We start from the raw sequence: 17,432 nt of genomic DNA, 5'->3' as shown, positions 1-17,432 counted from the left end.
CCTGCCCCAAGGCCACGACTACAGCCCCTGCGGCCCCGGTCACTCCTAATGGAACATTTCCTCTACCTCATTGCTCGCGCCTTTTTAGCTTTCTTTCAGGCCTTGCCCGTCCGCTGGGTGGCGCGCATTGGCCGCTGGGGTGGCGCGCTGGCTTATTGGGTGGATGCCCGCCATCGCCGCGTCGCCCTGAAAAATCTGACCATGTGCTTCGCGGGTGAAAAGTCCCCGGCGGAGATCCGCGCCATCGCCAAAGAAAATTTCCGTCGGCTGGGTGAGGTCTATTGCTGCGCCATGAAAGGCATGGCCATGAACGACGCCCAGCTCCGCACCATCTTCTCCGTCAAAGGCGAGGAAGCCGTGCGCGCCGTGGATGCGGACGGAAAGCTGGTGAATCGTGTTTTCACGGGCGGCCACTTCGGCAATTTCGAACTGGCCAACCGCATGTCCGCGCTCATCCCTGAGTATCGGGCTGTAGCCACCTATCGCGGCATCCGCCCGCCGAAGCTGGATCAGCTCGTGTACCGCATGCGCACCGTCTCAGGGAACATCCTGGTGGATCGCCGCACCGGTGCCGATGATTTAAAACGCGCGATGTCAGAGGGCGGCAAGCTGCTCATTCTGGCCAGCGATCAGGCGGACCGCAGCGGCGGCATTGAGCTGCCCTTCCTCGGTTATTACGCCTGGACCACGCGCGCCCCGGTCATCCTCGCCATGCGCTACAAGTGCGTCATCTTCGTGCCCATCTGCTACCGCGTCGGCCTGGGCAAGTGGGTCTTGGAAATCGGCGAACCCCTTCGCATGGAGGAAAACGGCAAGCGCCGCAGTGTCGAAGACCTGATGCGCGACATCAATACCGCCCTGGAAGTCGGCGTGCGCCGGGATCCCGCCAACTGGTTCTGGGTCCACGACCGCTGGAAAACCAAGAACAAAAAACCACCCCGCCCGGTGGAGGAATCATCGGTGGCGTAACCTATGCCCGGTCAGACCGTGGTCCCCTATTCCCGGTCTGTACCATCCAGCGCCACCATCCTCTGCTGTTTCGTATCCCAGACCTTCAGGCTCAGACAGCGATACATATCGAAGGGCTTCAGCGTCGTCACCTTCGGGTTCCTCATTTCGGGGAGAGCCTCCAGCACTTCCGGAAGACGGTAAAAGGGAATGCGCGCATTCAGATGATGAATGTGGTGGTAGCCAATGTTCGCGGAAAACCACGCCATCACCGGCCCCATCTTCATGTAGCTGCTGGATTCCAGCGCCGCGCGGTCATACGTCCAACCAGACTTGTCGTAAAACGCCACGCCCGGGAAATTATGCTGCGCATAAAAGAGATACGAACCGATCGCACTGGCGATGAAGTGCGGGATGATCTGCGTCAGCAGCCACGCCTGCCAACCCGCAAAACCGATCAAGCAGCCCGCGATACCCGCATGGACTAAAACGGAGATGAAACAATCCCAGTGCTCACGCGGCTTCATCACAAAGGGCCGCAGGCACATGCCGTGCAGGAAAATCGTCAGGTAGCCAAACAGGATCGTCAGCGGATGCCGCATGAAAAGATACAGCCAGCGTGCCGACTTCGGAGCCTTCTCGAAATGCTCCCGCGTCATGATAGGAAAGGAGCCGATGTGGGAACCCTTGATCTTCGAATTGTGATTGTGATGATGATTGTGCGAAGCACGCCAGATGCTGCTCGGGCTCAGCGATAAAATGCCAAACACCCACATAAACCACTCCGCCGCTTTTGATTTCGGCAAAATAGCGTGGTGCTGCTGATCATGATAAATGACGAACAACCTCAGCAGCAGCAGCCCGGTCAAGACACTGGAAGCCACCTTCAGCAGCACATGCGGAGCCAGCAGCGTGCCCGCCACCGCCGCCGCCAGCAGCCCCGCTGTGGAAAGTACGTACCACCAGCTCCTAGCGGTGCTGTCCACGGCAAAAGGCTTCGTGGCCAGAACGAGCTCAGGACCAGACCTGCTCACTGAGCCACGAATGAAGAAATCAGCCGTAGTTTGACCATCAGTCATGAGCTGCCATCCATCATCTGAATCAGTGAATTAGCAACACGGATTCCTCCGAACCAACGCCCCGCACGCGGATTTTCGACAATCGTTCTGTAGTCCCGCATTCATGCGGAATGCAGGAAACATCACCCCGAAATCAGCGACGAGCACCCCTTGAGCCGAGCGTGGACACTCCTGTCCGCACCCGTTGTGTAGTCCCGCATTCATGCGGAACGCTGAGAAACGTCACCCCGAAATCAGCGACGAGCACTCCTCAAGCGGAGCGCGGACACTCCTGTCCGCCGCCGTTGTGTAGTCCCGCATTCATGCGGAACGCTGAGAAACATCACTCCGAAATCAGCGACGAGCACTCCTCGAGCGGAGCGCGGACACTCCTGTCCGCAACCATCTTCCTGCGGCGCAGCCGCCACTCCTACTCCCTGACCAGCCCCCCGGAGACGACGCCTCTCCCCCCCAATCAACGCCCCCATCCACAGTCCCCGCTCCCAGAGGGAGCATGGAAAATAGCCGGTCGATGAAGGTCGCGCAGCGACCGAGAACCAGCAGAGCTTAAAAAGGAATGCCTTTCCTATCTTTGCGAAAAAACCACTCTTTAATCTGGAAAATAAATCTCCAAACATCGTCATCACCAGGCTTTAAGTAATTTGGCTTATCTGGATCTTCGCCGATCTTATTAAACACCTCTATGAGCCAAGTGGGTCCATGATGTGACACCTGCAATTCTTGAAGCCAAGATTCAAGTTCTCCATGACGCACGACAAATAATCCATACCGCGCCAACTCATCAAAAAGATTATTACCAGCCTCCCTCGCGCTCTCATTCAGCAAAGTAAGGCCCCCATGTCTTTTCATACAAGAACCTGACAAATCTAAGGATTGTTTAACGGCTGCCCTTATATCGGAATAGGGGCGATACGATAAGCTCGGGAGAAAGCCACTCTCCAGGAAACTGGTCCATACCGTGCCGCCTTCCTTCAATATATCAATATCGACCACCCCAGCCGCTGGTATACCTAGAGATCGAAGGGGCTTGAGGATTGTTTTAACGGTCTGCTTGTTTTGGGCATTTATAAAAAGACAATTTGGAATACCCCACTCAGGCTTGAAGTTTAAAAGTCGCTCGTTAATTTCTTGGTAGAATGCCCTATCTGTGTCGGATTCGGTTACAATCACATATTCATAAAACAAGCCTTCAAGGACGCCTGTAGATCTAAGCAATGGATTGCGCATCAACCGAAGAATTTCATGGTTTGGCAGAATTCTTGCAGTCGACACTTCGTTTCGATATGTAAGACGTACTATATTGACTGGTGTGCCTGACTGAATACAGCCCATCACAAAATTAGGAGAATGGGTAGAAACAAAGATTCGTTTATCACTGCCTAAGGTGGCTTGAGCAATTTCTTTCCCTAATTTATAAGCTAGAGACGGGTGCAAAAATGCCTCCGGCTCATCAATCAGAAGAATTTTGGGATCGCCCGCAATTATCTCGGTAATCATTCCGGTAAATGCTTTTATCCCATCACTACCCGAATGAATTGGCAGGGAAGCGGAATGATAACTTACAGCTTCATCATGAATACCTCTTTCCTCCATTGCGGTGGAGGGCGCCCGCTTAGATAGCCTTAACCTCAGTTGACCGAGGTTAGTAGGATCGATAGTTAGATATAGACCAAAAGCTTCATGCACTATTCTTCGAACTTCAGACCTTTTGTTATCATCTCGAAAAAGAACTTGAAAGCTTGAATGTGCTGGTTGTTGAAGATCTCCGGCAGGCTGATCTTCTATAAGGTTTATCCGATTTTGTCCATTTAGTATAATTGTGTTATAAGAAAGGTAATAAAAACAAAAAGCATGTGAGTTAGTATTTGGAGCCAGCAACCATGCCAAAAGGTCGTGTTCTGGCATATGATACCTGACACTTTTTTTTCCAACAATAGTGTTGCCCAATTGGAGTGATTCACCCCGACGCGGCATTAGTTTTACGTGTTCTAAATTTTGTTTAGCAGCTTGCTCTGAAGGTTCGTCGAATATTAAATCCGAAAGTATTATATTATTCTCGACCTTGGTACCTTCACTGCAAAAATGGAGAATTTCAGAAAGAGCTTTGCTTTTCCCAGAATTATTAGGGCCGACAAAAACAGTTACAGGAGTACAATCAAATGATACCGCTTGTTCACCCGGCGCGCTTCCAAATTTTAAACTTATTTTTTTAATCATTCAGATAATCAAGACTTTTGTTAACAATCAAATTTAAGGTGCGACGACTGACATCTTTCTTCTGGCATAAAGGGGTGATATGGAAGCTGTGTGGTCAATCCACCTTCGTCCCCACCCACCAAGTCGTCCCGCCGGCGTCTTTAAAACCGCCGCGTTTGTCCTCATCATCCTTCTGCACAGGTTCCTGCACGCCGGTAGCTCCGCAGGCCAGCGCCTTGGCATAGGTGGCGTCCACATCGGGCACATAGACATGCACATGGGCCTCCACGGCAGGCCAGCCACCTTCGATGCAATCGCCCAGCATAATTACGGTATCATCCAGGCGCACTTCGGCATGCATCAGGCGGTTCTCCCTTTTCGGGTCCGGCATGCGCCGCAGTTCCTCGCCTCCGAAGACATCTTTCAGAAACTGAATCGTCGCCGCCGCATTCGTCACCACCAGATAGGGGGAGACGGAATTATAGGAAGCCGGTTTATAGGAAGGGGTCGTGCTCATGGGAAAGGGGTAACGTTGAAATCAAAAAGGGCGAGTTGGGAGTTCAGAGCTTGATGCCCAGAGTCTTGAACCCGGCCACCATCGCCGCCCGCAGTGGGTCATCGTCACGATTTTGAATCACGATGTCAGTCAGGCTCATGGACCGTTCCGTGCGGGGGACGTTTAAAGGGTTGGGCAGGGTGCGGTTGGAGTCTTCATTCCATTGATAGCCCATCGCCTTCCAGATACCCGAAAAAGAACACCAGCAGCAGGATCATTCGGGCCTGCTTTATAAGAAATTTCATGGGGTGAAATGATTGTAAAAAAGAACGCCTCAAGTCGGCAAGCCCTTTCTCCCCATTGCCCATTGAGAAAAACCCTCGTCCTCTTCAATGACACCATTCTCACTAAAAGGATCGCTTCGTCGCACCCCGCGCTCTCTTGGCCAGACAAGTCCAATATACCCAGGCGATGAATACCAACTGCAAAGGCAGCCGCCCCAGCAGGACCCAAGTCGGAATATCATGCCCTGGCAAGCCATCCATCGCCATCTGCACATTCGCCGGGAAAACCGCCACCAGCAGAGCGATCAACCCCCAGGCTGCTAGCCAGCGCAGACGCGGAATCCAAATCCCGATACCCCCCGCCACCTCCGCCGCCCCGCTGATGTAGTTCAGCGTCTCCGGATACGGCAGATACGGCGGCATCATGCTCACATACACCTGCGGATTCAAAAAATGGTTCACCCCCGCCGCGATGAAAAACAGGCCCATCACGGCCAGGGATACAGTGCGGAGAGTGGACATGCTTACACTACGCCCCTCAGCAAGACCGGGCCTGAATTCTCCCGGCAGAAATCCCGCCGCGCCCCGGCATTCCCCATCTCACTTGCAAAATAGCCTATCTATATAATATTATTTAATCATATGCATCGAATTACCTCGATCCATCATTCCATCGCGATGGGAGCACCCCGGCCGTCCTTTTCCCCACACCCTTCCCCATGGGGAAACAGATCCCCATGAAACCCCCATCCTAATCACTTGTGAATCAAAGCCTTAACCTCAAAAATCCCCAAATGGGGATAAAATGCATTTCTTCCCCATCGCCCCCCTTTTTCCCCATCCTCCGGCTCCGCCCACCTCCTCCTCGATACTTGAAACCTATACCGTGCGCCCGCCTCCACGGATCAAAGTTCCGCTCGTTCCGATGGAAGCCATGCAATACTCCCTGCCTTTCCAGCGTCATCTTTAGCCTTAGCCGAAAGGCACTTTCACAACCCTACCCTGCCCACCATGCGTCTTCTTCCCTTCGCCCTGTTGCTGGCCCTGGCCAGCCTGTCTCACGCCCAAAAAGCCCCGGATGTCTCCAAGCTGGACCCCGCCATGGGCGTCAACAAACAGGCACAGGACAACCTGGAATGGCACGACATCACCAAGTGGGGTGTCGAAGGCCGCATCCTCCCGGACCAGGAGCGCCTCCGCTGGTTCGACCGCCTGCCTGCCAGTGCCCAGGGAAAAGTGACCGATGCCGTCTGGAACCTCAGCCGCGACAGCGCCGGCATGGTCGTCCGCTTCAAGACCGATGCCGAGGCCATCAGCGTCCATTATAAACTCAGCAAAGACCGCATCGGCCAGCCCCACATGCCCGCCACTGGCGTCAGCGGCGTGGACCTTTACGCCCGCGATGAAAAAGACGGCGGCAAATGGAAATGGGTCATGGTCACCAAACCCGCCACCCAGGAGGTCAAGGCCGAGATCATCAAAGGCCTCGCCCCCGGCTACCGCGAATACGCCGCCTACCTGCCCCTGTATAACGGCATCGAATCCCTTAGCATCGGCGTCGCCAAGGGCAGCAAGTTCGAAGGCCTGGCCCCCCGTGAAAAGCCCGTCGTCTTTTACGGCACCAGCATCACCCACGGAGCCTGCGCCAGCCGCCCCGGCATGGTCCATACCGGCATCCTCGGCCGCCGCCTGGACATGCCCGTCGTTAACCTCGGGTTCTCCGGCAATGGCCGCATGGATGCCGCCGTGGGTGACTACCTCGTCCAGGTGGATGCCGCCGCGTATGTCATCGACTGCCTGCCTAACATGCAGCCCGCCATGGTTACCGAAAAAACCATTCCCCTGGTGAAACAGCTCCGCGCCGCCAAGCCCAATACCCCCATCATCCTCGTTGAAGACCGCCGCTACACCAACGACTGGATCACCCCCGTCAAAAAGCAGTTCCATACCGACAACCACGCCGCCCTCAAAGCCGCCTACGACACTCTGATCAAAGAAGGCGTCAAAAACCTCTCCTACATCCCCGGCGACGCCCTCTACGGCACCGACACCGAAGGCGCCACCGACGCCTCCCACGCCAGCGACCTCGGCTTCATGCGCCAAGCCGACATCTTCGAGCCTGTGATTCGGAAGGCGTTGGGCAAGTGAGTCCCAATCCTCGGCCAAGGTAACGCTTTCATTAATGATTTGATCCGCAATACCTGCTAATTTTGCATGAATTTTGGATGAATAATCTTGCAGCATTCGCCCAACATTGGTATCTTTAAGAAAGCAGCAACGGTCATGAAAAAGCTCAACGAATTCCGAAAGCGGCTGAAACCTGGCCAGGTGTATCGGCGGGAAGAGCTGGCCAGGTGGTCCACTGCGGTAGACAGGCACATCAAACAGCTTCTGGAAATGGACGCGCTGGTAAAGCTATCGCCCGGCCTTTATCTGCACCCAAAACAGACAGTCTTTGGAAAAGCTCCCGCAGATGATGCCACCCTGGTCAGCGCGTTTTTAAAGGACGATGACTTTTTAATCACATCGCCCAATGCTTACAATGCCCTCGGAGTGGGTACCACTCAGCTCTATAACCAGACCGTCGTTTACAACCATAAGCGCCATGGCCATTTCAAGCTGGGCGGGCGTCAGTTTGAATTCCGCCGCAAACCCGGCTTCCCCAGGAAAATGACGGAGGAATTCCTGTTGGTTGATCTGATGAACAATCTGGAAAACCTGGCGGAAGACACTCAGGTTTTAAAAGTGCGTGTCACCGAAAAGTCCAAGCATCTGCGCAAAAGCTCTCTTCAAAGTGCAGCCCGTAAATTCGGAACCGTGCGCACTCGCAAATTCTTTGATGCTGTTATGATGCACCCCCGCTAGCGATAATAACACGGATTTCCCTTTCCCTTCACTCAGGCAAGTTGGCACGCGCCCGCATCCCGCATCCCGCAGGACGGACATGTGTCAGGGTCACCCAAGTTCTTTTTAGCGTTATGCTTATGGAAGACCAAATGAGGACCACTGCGACATGCACTCCATAGCGGCAGAAAACTACGGTATGCGCATAATAACACGTGAATTGTTCGCAAAAAACAGAACTTTCTTCTTGAATGATGAAAAAGACACGTTATATGATAAAACGTGAGAGCAACCGGAATAAAGGACCTCGTCAGAATGAGTTTATTTAAACTCGCGGACAATAATGTCCCAATTACCCCGCCAGCTGTAGGAGCCTGTGCCGCCCCGGCACCATGGCCTGCGATTGGGGGTTATCGCCGAGTGGGCCAGTCCCTCGGCGGTTTGTTAGGGGTGCACTCGCTTCGTCATCCGGGAAAAGAAAATTGTGGGGGCGTAGAGGCCACCGATGGCAATGAAGCCATCGGGCGTACCCACAAAACTAATGAAAAGAAAAAAGTCTCACCGAAGCGAGGCACTACAAAGTCGGCAGAAAACGGCGCGGGAATGCACCCGATGCCGGAACCTGGTTATCAACCGCATGGTTTTCAAGATCATGACATCCATTGCCCTCTTTTCGCTAAAACGCGCAAAAGTTTGGGACGGGATCGTCAGTTGGTTAACAAAGACCTGGGATGATTTCTTCAATTAGAGTGTCATGAGCACACTCTTAAAGATACAGACTGACCTTGTAGTGTAACTCCCCTATTCAAAACTTTAAGTTAAACATGACAATTGGGAATACACTTCGTCTTTTAAGAGAATATCATGGGATGAAGCAAATTGAGGTGGCCTCTCGTCTCAAATTACCGCGTTCACTTGTGAGTGAAATTGAAGGGGGCAAGAAAGTCCCTGGGCTTGAAATACTTAAAAAGTACGCAGACGGATTCGATCTTCCTGTCTCAAATCTCCTTCTTCTTGCAGAAATGGAGGGATGTGTCGACCCTTCTTTTTTCAAAAATCCCCCCAAATATATAGCCTCTAAAATATTCAAAATACTTGAATGGTTGAATGATAGGGCACTCCCAGATTATGATTCTATCAAAGACTAGAGCTGATGAGGATATAAAGATTTCAAAGCTATACTTCGTTGGAACCAAAAAACGCTTAGCCACAGTGCTAAAAAGCAATCCAAGCGTTTTGCGAAGATTAGCAAAGACTGGTGATGCAAATTATCAGCATATTTTTGTTACTAGCCGGGGCAAGAAAAGAGCCGTTCAGAACCCAAATCCTGAACTCAAGGAAATTCAGGTTCGAATAAACCAATTACTTCAGCGCATTAACTACCCTGAATATATGATGGCAGGGCTAAAAGGATTGAGCTACGAAAAAAATGCCAGCGCTCATCTCGGCCTTGAGTCCACACGTGTATGCACTGTAGATATCGAAAAATTCTATCCGAATTGTCAGCGAGGTGCAGTGATTCGCAGTCTTGAGAAGTGGTTTAATCAAAAACATGACGTAGCAGTTCAATTGGCTGACCTCGTGTGTCTAAATGGACATTTACCGACTGGAGGACCTGCAAGCCTGCTGTTTTCTTTTTGGTCAAATAGAGATGTCTTTGACGAAATTAAACTTGCCGCAGATGCCCATGGTTTGAAGATGACCGTCTATGTGGACGATATGACCTTCTCAGGTGAGAATGCAGGTTTAAAATTCCTCCACGATTGTGTTTTACCTGTCCTAAAAAGGGCTGGTCTTCGCGGACACAAAATTAAGTCTTATCATAAATCTTGTCCTCAAGAGATTACGGGGATTATTTTGAATAAAGGGAAGCTTTGTCTGCCGTATCGGCGATTTAAAGATATTGATAAAAATATCCTGGCACTCAACGCGGCGCGTAAGCCTGTAGCTCGGCTTAAACTGATAAACAGTTTAGTATCTAGACTTTATTCGGTGTCAGCATTTTTTCCCAAATGCAAAACGAAAGCCAAAGCGATGGGTAAAAAACAAAAAGCGTTGTTATCAAAGTTCCCTTATCTCAAGTTACGCCACAGATTTGGTAAACAAGCAGCGTCACTGAAGACTGGCAGGTAACATCTAGGATGCCATGCAAATGTTTCAGCAGGAATCTAGCATGATTTACAACCCACTTTCGAGCAAGTTCGGCAAGTTGCCCCTCGAATGAGTGGCCTTGCATTGATGTTGGAAAAACGGGTCCAACTCGAAGGAACATCATTCTCCTCGCGTCTTCGCTCAGCAGTCTGTTATGCTCTCGGATTCGATTGACAACACATCTGAAACTGGCAAATTACCATCATGGTAAAAACGCAGGTTCAAATCCCAGATGCTCTCTTCCGGGAGGCCAAACGTATTGCCGCTGAAAACGAAATGAGCTTTGCGGAAGTGGTACGCCGGGGCTTGGAGGAGATTATCCTTCACCATCCGCCTGGCAGGGAACGTGCTGCGGAGTGGCAGATTCCGGCCGCGTTTGATTTGGGGGAAACGCTGGCTCCCGAAGAAGACTGGACCGCTCTTTGTCACGAATAAGACACCATGCTCAGCTTCGACACCAACCTGGCCGTCCATGCAGCCAACTCAGCTTCTCCTTTCCACGCCAAAGCAGCAGATTTCATTAAGTCGTTAGTGACCCGTAAGGACGTCGCCATTTGTGAACTCGTGCTGGTGGAACTCTACCTCAAGCTTCGCAACGAAAAGATCTTTTCCCGTCCTCTCAGTGCCGAGAAGGCGGCCGCTGTCTGCCAGTCCTACAGGAAGAACAGAGCCTGGCTGCTCATCGAATCTGCACCCGTCATGGACGATGTCTGGCAGCAGGCGGCAGGCAGCCAGTTTGCCTTTAGACGGATTATTGACCTGCGATTGGCTTTAACGTTGCGCCATCACGGTGTCACTGAGTTTGCCACGGCGAATGAAAAGGATTTTCAAAACCTTGGGTTTAGCCGGATTTGGAATCCTCTTACTGCATAATGGAGCCTTATTAGCAGGGGGCTCTTCGGAAGTCAGTGCGGGGATGGAAAAAACTATAGTCGTTCACAGCGTCTCTTAAAAGCTTCCCCAAAAACAAAGATGGCAACCCGCGGGGCGGATTGCCATCGATGGTGAAAGGTTGATTAAAGGCGGAGGGCCGGGGTTAGCCGCGATGGGCGGCTTTGACACCGCGGCTGGCGCCGTTGTGTTGGGCGGCTTTTTCGGCGCGGAGTTTTACTTTTTGACGGATGTTGGCGGAGGCCTCCATCAGGGCTTCTTGGAAGGTATAGCCGTCGCCGTGCACCTGGATGTCGGGGCCGGGGACTTGGAGGGTCAGGGATATTCGATAGCGATAGGTGGCATTTTGAGGTTCTTCGACACGGGCGGAGGCATCGGTCACCGGCGTATGCTGGCGGGCCTCAAGAAACAAAGCCTGAATTTTTTCCTCCCACTCGGGACGGGCATCGCAACCGAAGTACTGAATATGTGTGATCATGGTGGATGTATCTATGGTATTGGCTCGCCTTCGAGCCACATGAGAAAGAACGTTGAGTTCTGCCCATGTGACATTCCAAGGCTTATGGGTGTTTGTAATGATTCACCGGGCTGGCGTTGATCTTTGTCTTCCCAGAACCGAAAAAACATTCATTTTACCTCCATGTCCTGGCTTCCTGAATCCAAAGACCACCTCCCCCTGACCTGGTGGAAGGGGAACCCGGTGTATCTGTCTGCCGTGCTAGCCATCGGTGGCGTGGTCAGCATGATCCTGACCTCCATCCTCATGGCGGCGGCGCCGGGATCCCTGGATTACCTGATTTTTCAATTCAGCAGCCTGATGAAGGGTTGGGTATGGACGCCGTTCACTTACATCTTGGTGAATCCGCCCAGCCTCTGGCTTGTCGTCGGCTGCTTCATGCTTTGGCGTTTTGGGGAGGCGGTGGAGCGTCACCTGGGCCGCAGCAGCTTTGTGCGGCTGCTAGTCATCCTGCTGCTGGTTTCACCGCTGCTGGTCAGCCTAGCCGCCTTTCTGGGGGCGCAGCGTGGTTGCATGGGCATGACGGAATGGGAATTTGGTGTTTTCATCGCCTTTGCGACCCTTTATCCGCGTGCGCAGGTCTCGCTCATCTTCTTTACCCTGGAAGTCTGGATACTGGCGGCGGTCTTTGTGGGCATCTCAGCACTTTCGGCCCTGGCCATGCGTGACTGGACCTCCCTGATGATCCTCTTTGGTCAGGTGGGTACGGCCATTGCCTACATCCGTTATGAGCAGGGTGCCCTCACCCTGCCCACCATCCCCACCTTTAAGGCCAAGGCCCCGGCCAAACCGCAGGCTGTCTCCCGCCCTCGCAGCACAACTGCCCCTGCCAGCCCTGCCGCACCGAAAGTCAAAAAGAACAGTCCGGTCGTGGATGACATCCTGGATAAAATCAGCCGCGAAGGAATGCACAGCCTGACCCCCGATGAGCGCCGGGTGCTTGATCAGGCCAGCGAGGATCTGCAAAAGCGCGGGCTATAGGGCATACGCCCCGCATTGGTCAGGACTGAAGTGAAGCTATAAACTTGGCGAATCCGGCGGCTTGCTTTTCCAGCCTACCCATCAGTTCCGTATCCTGGATCTGGCCATCCTGCAGGACCTTGCCGATACCGGGCATGAATACCCGTGCGGGGTATAGATGGGCATTTCGATAGGCCAGAATGGCGTGGAGCTGCTCAATGGAACGCAGTGCGCCCCACATCCCCGCTGCTAGTCCGATGAAGCAGACGGGCCGGTTCTCAAAGCTCGCCGGAAAGGGCAGCATATCGATGAAGTACTTCAGCACGCCGGGGAAGCTGCCGTTATACTCTGGGGTTACGATCACCACCCCCTGGCTGCCCAGGATCGCCTCCGCGAAGGGGGTAAAAGCAGCCGGTTTTTCTGTATACGAAGCGGGATTGAAAATCTCCGGCGGCAAGTCCGCGAGGTCCAGGACCTGACAGGGTATACCCGCCTGCGTATAGATTTTCTCAACGATGCCAGTGATGATCCGGGTATTGCTGCCGGGGCGGTTGGTACCGCTGAGGAGGGTGATCATGGGAGGATGAGGTATAGGATGTGAAGCGGGCGTATAGAACCCGCTTGTCTCCATTCAATAATCCCGCGCCAGCAAATAGTCGGCCAGCTCCCGCAGGCGGCCACCCCGGTTGCCGAATACGGAAAGGGCATCGTGAGCCACCTGCGTGAGGCGATGAGCCTCATCGCGGGAAGCGTCCAGGCCGATCAGAGCCGGATACGTGGATTTCTCCGAGGCCAGGTCCTTGCCAGCACTTTTACCCAGCTTTTCGCTCGTCTGGGTCACATCCAGGATGTCATCGATGATCTGGAAGGCCAGACCCGTCGCCATGCCGAAGTCTTGCAGTCCCTGGAGCTCTTCCGGCTGGCAGTCCGCGCTCATGCCGCCCAGCTTCAGGCTGGTTGTCAGCAGGGCTGCGGTCTTGTTTTCGTGAATGAAACGCAGTGCCTCCAGGGGCAGCTTCTGGCCCTCGCCCTCCAAATCAGCCACTTGGCCACCCACGAGGTGCAGGCTACCAGCAGTTCGTGCCAGCTCGGTCACCAGTGCTCCGGCACCGTAGCGGACTGTCACAGGTGTTTTCACCACCAGTTCAAAGGCCAGCGCCTGCAGAGCATCCCCGGCCAGGATCGCCACACCATCACCATAGACTTTGTGACAGGTCGGCACGCCCCGGCGGAAGTCGTCATTGTCCATGCTCGGCAGGTCATCATGGATCAGCGAATACGTATGCAGGCACTCCACTGCCGCCGCCGCGAAGGACGCGCTTTCCTTACTGCCACCGGATGCCTCTGCGGCTGCCAGGCACAGGATCGGCCGCAGCCGTTTGCCGCCGGCGAAGACACTGTGGCGCATGGCCTTGTGGATCGTTGGCGGTGCCGTTTCGGCGGATGGGATCAGGCGGTCAAGGACACCGTCCACAAACGCGCAACGGTCAGTCAGATAAGATTTCAGAGCGGACATTAAAACAAATAAAACAGGATAAAACGGCGGACGGATCAGTGGTGGTTGCGCCTCAGGTCATCGGCCAGGTGTTGAAAATCCCCGGCTTCACACCATTTCACGAAACGTTCCGTGAAACGTTTCAACTCATCCCACTCGTGGCGGATCTTCTTGGACTCTTCCTGGCTGATGCAGTTATCCGCCGCCGCATGGCTGATGGCGGAAAGCAGATCCGCAAACTGTTGCACGATCTCTTGGGTGGCGGGCATCACTTCCCGCCCAGGCAGTTTGCCTGTGGGTGGATTCTTCACCAGCACACCTTCCGCCTTGTGGCACAGCCATTGGATCAACTGGTCATCCCCGGTCAGCTCATAGAGCTGGCGCACGCGGTCCAGGGGATTGGAGGCCCCGCTTCCTTCTTCCTCATCACGTTGCCCCCACTTGTAAACAAGCGATAGCGACACGCCCATCTTGGCCGCGATTTCTTTCACATGACCTTTGTCTAAGGCCTGGCGGATGACTTCGTGAGACTCCATGCCCTTGTTTTTCACGAACGAAGCCTTCTTGGCAAGCTGGAATCCCCTTCATCCCCCAGATAGTGCCTCCTTATAACCTCTGTGCGGCCACATCTCCCACCCGTGCATAGACCTCCCGGCCTAACGCACTGTTTTCCACCAGATCATCGCAGAAACGCACACGTCCTTTTTCGAAAATCGTGATGAAGCAGGATCCGCCGAAGCGGAAGTACCCCTTTTCATCCCCCTTGCGCACAGGCTTATCCGGCAGGGCGGTATGCACCACCGTCCCCACACAGGTGGCACCCACTTCCAGCAACATCACGGTGCCCAGATCCTGTGTCTCCAGGCGTGTCACATAGCGCTTATTCTCCCAGAACAGGCTCGGCCGTTTCATAAAGGCGATTGGGCTGACGGAGTAGAGAGGTCCATTGATGAGTCGGGGTGTATCCGGTGTCCCGGCCCAGGGGAAATGAAAGCGGTGGTAATCGGTCGGGCACAGCCGGGAAATCAGTACACTGCCGCCCTCATACTTGCTGGCCAGTGCCGCATCGCCCAGCAGCGCAGGGAGGTTAAAGCGAATGCCTTTCACGAAAAAGTCCGGCCCCAGGGTCACATCTGGGATCACGAAATGCCGCCCGTCTGCGGGCAGAGCCACTGCTCCAGCCTCCGCCACCACCGGGCGCGCCTCCGGCTTCAGTTTGCGGTAAAAGAAGTCATTGAAGCTGCCGTAGCTCTCCACCGGCTCGGCAAATTCCGCTTCATTCACACCATACTGCGTGATGAAAGGGCGGATTCTCTCCATGCTTTTGGGCGCATCCATCTGCCGCCCGTACCAGTCTGAAAACAGGGCTCGTTTTACCAGCCCATGCAGGGCGATCTTGCCCAGGGGGTTTTCATAAACGAAGCGCAGCGGCCCCTCCCCATAAACGGCCTCCGTTTCCAGGCGTTGGGTCAGGCGGTTATAAAACTGGATGGGCACAGCAGGCATGATCCCATTCAATGGCCCCATTGCTGTCCTGGAGCAAATGTCTCTTGGCCCCTGGCCAGGATTGCGGCATTGTGGGAGCTATGGCTGAGGACACCCCACCTCCTACCACGGAAAATCCACGTCCCTCCGGCTGCTGGCGGCTGATCGGGATGATGCTTCTTTTCATCCTCCTCATCGGCGGTTTCCTCGTCTGGAAATTTGTGGATGTGGCCAAAGAAGGTCTCGCCTGGATGGGAACAAATTTTGTTACCCAGGACATCAATCAGACCTTCCGCCAGTCCGTCACTGAGATCGCTTCCAACCAAGGCGACATCCTCGAGGTTTCCACCATGCAGACCGATGAGACGGTGACCAATTACGACATGAAGACGTTGTTCAATCAGACCGTCTATCTGGGCACCACCATTTCTGAGATCCGCCTTCCCGTTGTTTACCGTTATCACATCAAGATTTCCGAAGATTGGGACCTCAAGGTCGAGAATGGCCAGTGTATCGTCCACGCCCCGGCTCTTCGTCCTTCCCTGCCGCCAGCCATCCGGACCGAGGGCATGGAAAAAAAATCTGAGGCGGGCTGGCTGCGTTTCAATGCGGCTGAAAACCTCGCCGCGCTGGAAAAAAACCTCACGCCCACGCTAGAAAAACGCGCGGGTAACCGCTCCCATCTCAACCTGGTCCGCGAAGCCTCCCGCAAGTCCGTCGCCGAGTTTGTGAAAACCTGGCTGTTGAAACAGGACGCCTCCACCGTGGATCAGGTGAAGAGCATCACCGTGATCTTCCCGGATGAAATTCCGGCCAACGGGCAGCCCCGCATCATGCCGCCGACAGTCCAGGTTCCTTAAAAGTGACTCGTTCTGTAGGGAGTGTGGACTGATGCGCCTTATCAAGAAAGCCGCGTCAGTGGATGACTGCGATCCTTCAAGGGCAGGTCCACGCGCTGTCCCCGGAGGCGATGGGATTCAAAGATGCCCATGGTCATTTCCAGAGTCACGCGGGAATCCTTGGCGCTGCACAGAGGCTCGCGGCCTTCCTGGATAGCTGCGATGAGGTCACGCCCTGGGCCGACATGGCCGGCCACCAGTTTGCGAATGTTTTCCACGGGCTCCGGTTTACCCACACCACCCGTGGTGATGGGTACCCAGGTACGTGGTTTGTCGTTCGGGCCAAAGGGACTGCCTTCCAGCAAATGCGCCAGCGGTTCTGCATCAATGCGCAGGTCGATGATTCCCTCCGTGCCGATGATCTGCAGGCCGAATCCAGTCGTCTTGACCCCCGCATTCTGCACCGAATCAAAGAATGCAGGCAGTCCATCCGCCATTTCAAAGCGCGCATGTACTTCATTGCCTGCCAGGGGTCCGATGCCTTCGGCTCCCTCTTTGACATCTGCCTGGGTGATGAGCCTGCCTTCCTGGTAAACCCCTGCTGAGCAGGAGCGGGGATCTCCGGCAAAGTAATGGACCAGGTTAAACAGATGGGAGCCCAGCACCCACAGGTCTAGAGATCCGCCACGTCTATCCTCTTTGCCTCGTGCCCGGTATTCCAGCGGCCTGCCGATGGCTCCGTCCGCGATCATTTTCTTCAGCAGGGGCAGAACGGGGTGGTAACGGTTGCGATGGGCCAGGGCCACCTTGGTCCCCTGTTTCTCGCAGGCCGCGATGATTTCATCCGCTTGCTTCAGGGTCGGCACGAAGGGTTTCTCCATGTAAATGCCGCGCGCACCGGTCTCAATGGCGGCCATGGTCATTTCATAGTGCTGGTCGATGTGACGCGGGCCGATGGCGATAATATCCGCCTTCGCTTCTGCCAGCATGTTGCGGTAGTCGGCGTAGCCTTTGTCGATTTTTAGCTTTTTCAGTGCTCCAGCCAGGCCTTTGGCATCCGCATCCGCGACCGCCACGATCTGGGTCTCCGGGATATCCAGCCACATGGAATCAATGCCATGGCCAAAGTTTCCCCGGCCGGTATGACCGATCACTGCCACGCGTGTCGGTGCTGCCGTGGCGCTGAAGGCTTGATTCAGGGCCAGGGAGGAAGCCAGGGAAGTGGAAAGAAAGGCGCGGCGATTCAT

The 17,432-nt window shown here is 54.3% G+C and carries 20 protein-coding genes; 10 read left to right on the top strand and 10 right to left on the bottom strand.

Going from position 1 to position 17,432, the window contains the following annotated elements; translation table 11 throughout:
- The first annotated feature begins 48 nt into the window (after positions 1-48).
- The gene (locus EI77_RS18635; RefSeq protein ID WP_133796819.1) at positions 49-969 is read left to right on the top strand and encodes a lysophospholipid acyltransferase family protein; all 921 of its coding nucleotides are present in this window, start codon (positions 49-51) and stop codon (positions 967-969) included.
- A gap of 26 nt (positions 970-995) precedes the next feature.
- On the opposite strand, the gene EI77_RS18630 is transcribed toward EI77_RS18635, so the two are convergent.
- The 4 genes from EI77_RS18630 to EI77_RS18615 all read right to left on the bottom strand — a co-directional run bounded on the left by EI77_RS18630 (position 996) and on the right by EI77_RS18615 (position 5,525).
- The gene (locus EI77_RS18630) at positions 996-2,027 is read right to left on the bottom strand and encodes a fatty acid desaturase family protein (RefSeq protein ID WP_133796818.1); all 1,032 of its coding nucleotides are present in this window, start codon (positions 2,025-2,027) and stop codon (positions 996-998) included.
- Between the two features lie 546 nt (positions 2,028-2,573).
- On the bottom strand, positions 2,574-4,244 hold the full coding sequence (locus tag EI77_RS18625; protein WP_133796817.1) for an AAA family ATPase: 1,671 nt from the start codon (positions 4,242-4,244) through the stop codon (positions 2,574-2,576).
- Positions 4,245-4,338: 94 nt separating this feature from the next.
- Positions 4,339-4,740, bottom strand: a complete 402-nt coding sequence (locus tag EI77_RS18620; RefSeq protein WP_133796816.1) for a VOC family protein — start codon at positions 4,738-4,740, stop codon at positions 4,339-4,341.
- Positions 4,741-5,126: 386 nt separating this feature from the next.
- On the bottom strand, positions 5,127-5,525 hold the full coding sequence (locus EI77_RS18615) for a DoxX family protein (RefSeq protein ID WP_133796815.1): 399 nt from the start codon (positions 5,523-5,525) through the stop codon (positions 5,127-5,129).
- Between the two features lie 489 nt (positions 5,526-6,014).
- On the opposite strand from EI77_RS18615, the gene EI77_RS18610 reads away from it, so the two are divergent.
- From EI77_RS18610 to EI77_RS18580, 7 genes are all read left to right on the top strand, one after another.
- Entirely contained in the window at positions 6,015-7,151 is a 1,137-nt protein-coding gene (locus EI77_RS18610; RefSeq protein ID WP_133796814.1) for an SGNH/GDSL hydrolase family protein, read from the top strand.
- 135 nt (positions 7,152-7,286) lie between these two features.
- Positions 7,287-7,868: a hypothetical protein gene (locus EI77_RS18605; RefSeq protein ID WP_133796813.1), complete on the top strand. Its 582-nt coding sequence runs from the start codon at positions 7,287-7,289 to the stop codon at positions 7,866-7,868.
- 399 nt (positions 7,869-8,267) lie between these two features.
- On the top strand, positions 8,268-8,582 hold the full coding sequence (locus EI77_RS18600; RefSeq protein ID WP_133796812.1) for a hypothetical protein: 315 nt from the start codon (positions 8,268-8,270) through the stop codon (positions 8,580-8,582).
- An 89-nt stretch (positions 8,583-8,671) separates the two neighbouring features.
- Positions 8,672-8,995 (top strand): helix-turn-helix domain-containing protein, encoded by a 324-nt coding sequence (locus EI77_RS18595; protein WP_133796811.1) that lies wholly within the window; start codon positions 8,672-8,674, stop codon positions 8,993-8,995.
- Positions 8,976-9,980, top strand: a complete 1,005-nt coding sequence (locus EI77_RS18590) for a reverse transcriptase family protein (protein WP_166647357.1) — start codon at positions 8,976-8,978, stop codon at positions 9,978-9,980. The genes EI77_RS18595 and EI77_RS18590 overlap by 20 nt, the downstream gene beginning before the upstream one ends.
- A 222-nt stretch (positions 9,981-10,202) precedes the next feature.
- Positions 10,203-10,433, top strand: a complete 231-nt coding sequence (locus EI77_RS18585; protein ID WP_133796809.1) for an antitoxin — start codon at positions 10,203-10,205, stop codon at positions 10,431-10,433.
- 6 nt (positions 10,434-10,439) lie between these two features.
- Positions 10,440-10,871 (top strand): TA system VapC family ribonuclease toxin, encoded by a 432-nt coding sequence (locus tag EI77_RS18580; protein ID WP_133796808.1) that lies wholly within the window; start codon positions 10,440-10,442, stop codon positions 10,869-10,871.
- A gap of 163 nt (positions 10,872-11,034) precedes the next feature.
- Here EI77_RS18580 and EI77_RS18575 read toward each other — a convergent pair whose 3' ends face one another.
- Positions 11,035-11,367 carry a hypothetical protein gene (locus tag EI77_RS18575; protein WP_133796807.1) on the bottom strand — a complete coding sequence of 111 codons (333 nt, stop codon included), beginning with the start codon at positions 11,365-11,367 and terminating at the stop codon, positions 11,035-11,037.
- Between the two features lie 162 nt (positions 11,368-11,529).
- Here EI77_RS18575 and EI77_RS18570 point away from each other — a divergent pair, with 162 nt between their 5' ends.
- Entirely contained in the window at positions 11,530-12,387 is an 858-nt protein-coding gene (locus EI77_RS18570; protein WP_133796806.1) for a rhomboid family intramembrane serine protease, read from the top strand.
- 19 nt (positions 12,388-12,406) lie between these two features.
- On the opposite strand, the gene EI77_RS18565 is transcribed toward EI77_RS18570, so the two are convergent.
- The 4 genes from EI77_RS18565 to EI77_RS18550 all read right to left on the bottom strand — a co-directional run bounded on the left by EI77_RS18565 (position 12,407) and on the right by EI77_RS18550 (position 15,367).
- Complete coding sequence (locus EI77_RS18565; protein ID WP_133796805.1) at positions 12,407-12,943, bottom strand: NADPH-dependent FMN reductase; 537 nt, start codon at positions 12,941-12,943, stop codon at positions 12,407-12,409.
- A 54-nt stretch (positions 12,944-12,997) separates the two neighbouring features.
- Positions 12,998-13,882, bottom strand: coding sequence for a polyprenyl synthetase family protein (locus EI77_RS18560; protein WP_133796804.1), 885 nt, complete (start codon positions 13,880-13,882; stop codon positions 12,998-13,000).
- A 35-nt stretch (positions 13,883-13,917) separates the two neighbouring features.
- Positions 13,918-14,397: a helix-turn-helix domain-containing protein gene (locus tag EI77_RS18555; protein WP_133796803.1), complete on the bottom strand. Its 480-nt coding sequence runs from the start codon at positions 14,395-14,397 to the stop codon at positions 13,918-13,920.
- Positions 14,398-14,467: 70 nt separating this feature from the next.
- Positions 14,468-15,367: a phosphatidylserine decarboxylase gene (locus EI77_RS18550; RefSeq protein WP_133796802.1), complete on the bottom strand. Its 900-nt coding sequence runs from the start codon at positions 15,365-15,367 to the stop codon at positions 14,468-14,470.
- An 80-nt stretch (positions 15,368-15,447) separates the two neighbouring features.
- Between EI77_RS18550 and EI77_RS18545 the strand changes: the two genes are divergently transcribed.
- Complete coding sequence (locus tag EI77_RS18545) at positions 15,448-16,206, top strand: hypothetical protein (RefSeq protein ID WP_133796801.1); 759 nt, start codon at positions 15,448-15,450, stop codon at positions 16,204-16,206.
- 41 nt (positions 16,207-16,247) lie between these two features.
- On the opposite strand, the gene EI77_RS18540 is transcribed toward EI77_RS18545, so the two are convergent.
- Positions 16,248-17,432, bottom strand: coding sequence for a Gfo/Idh/MocA family protein (locus EI77_RS18540; protein WP_133796800.1), 1,185 nt, complete (start codon positions 17,430-17,432; stop codon positions 16,248-16,250).

The sequence above is a fragment of the Prosthecobacter fusiformis genome (assembly GCF_004364345.1).
Lineage (GTDB): Bacteria > Verrucomicrobiota > Verrucomicrobiia > Verrucomicrobiales > Verrucomicrobiaceae > Prosthecobacter > Prosthecobacter fusiformis.
This window is presented reverse-complemented; position numbering and strand designations above follow the sequence as displayed.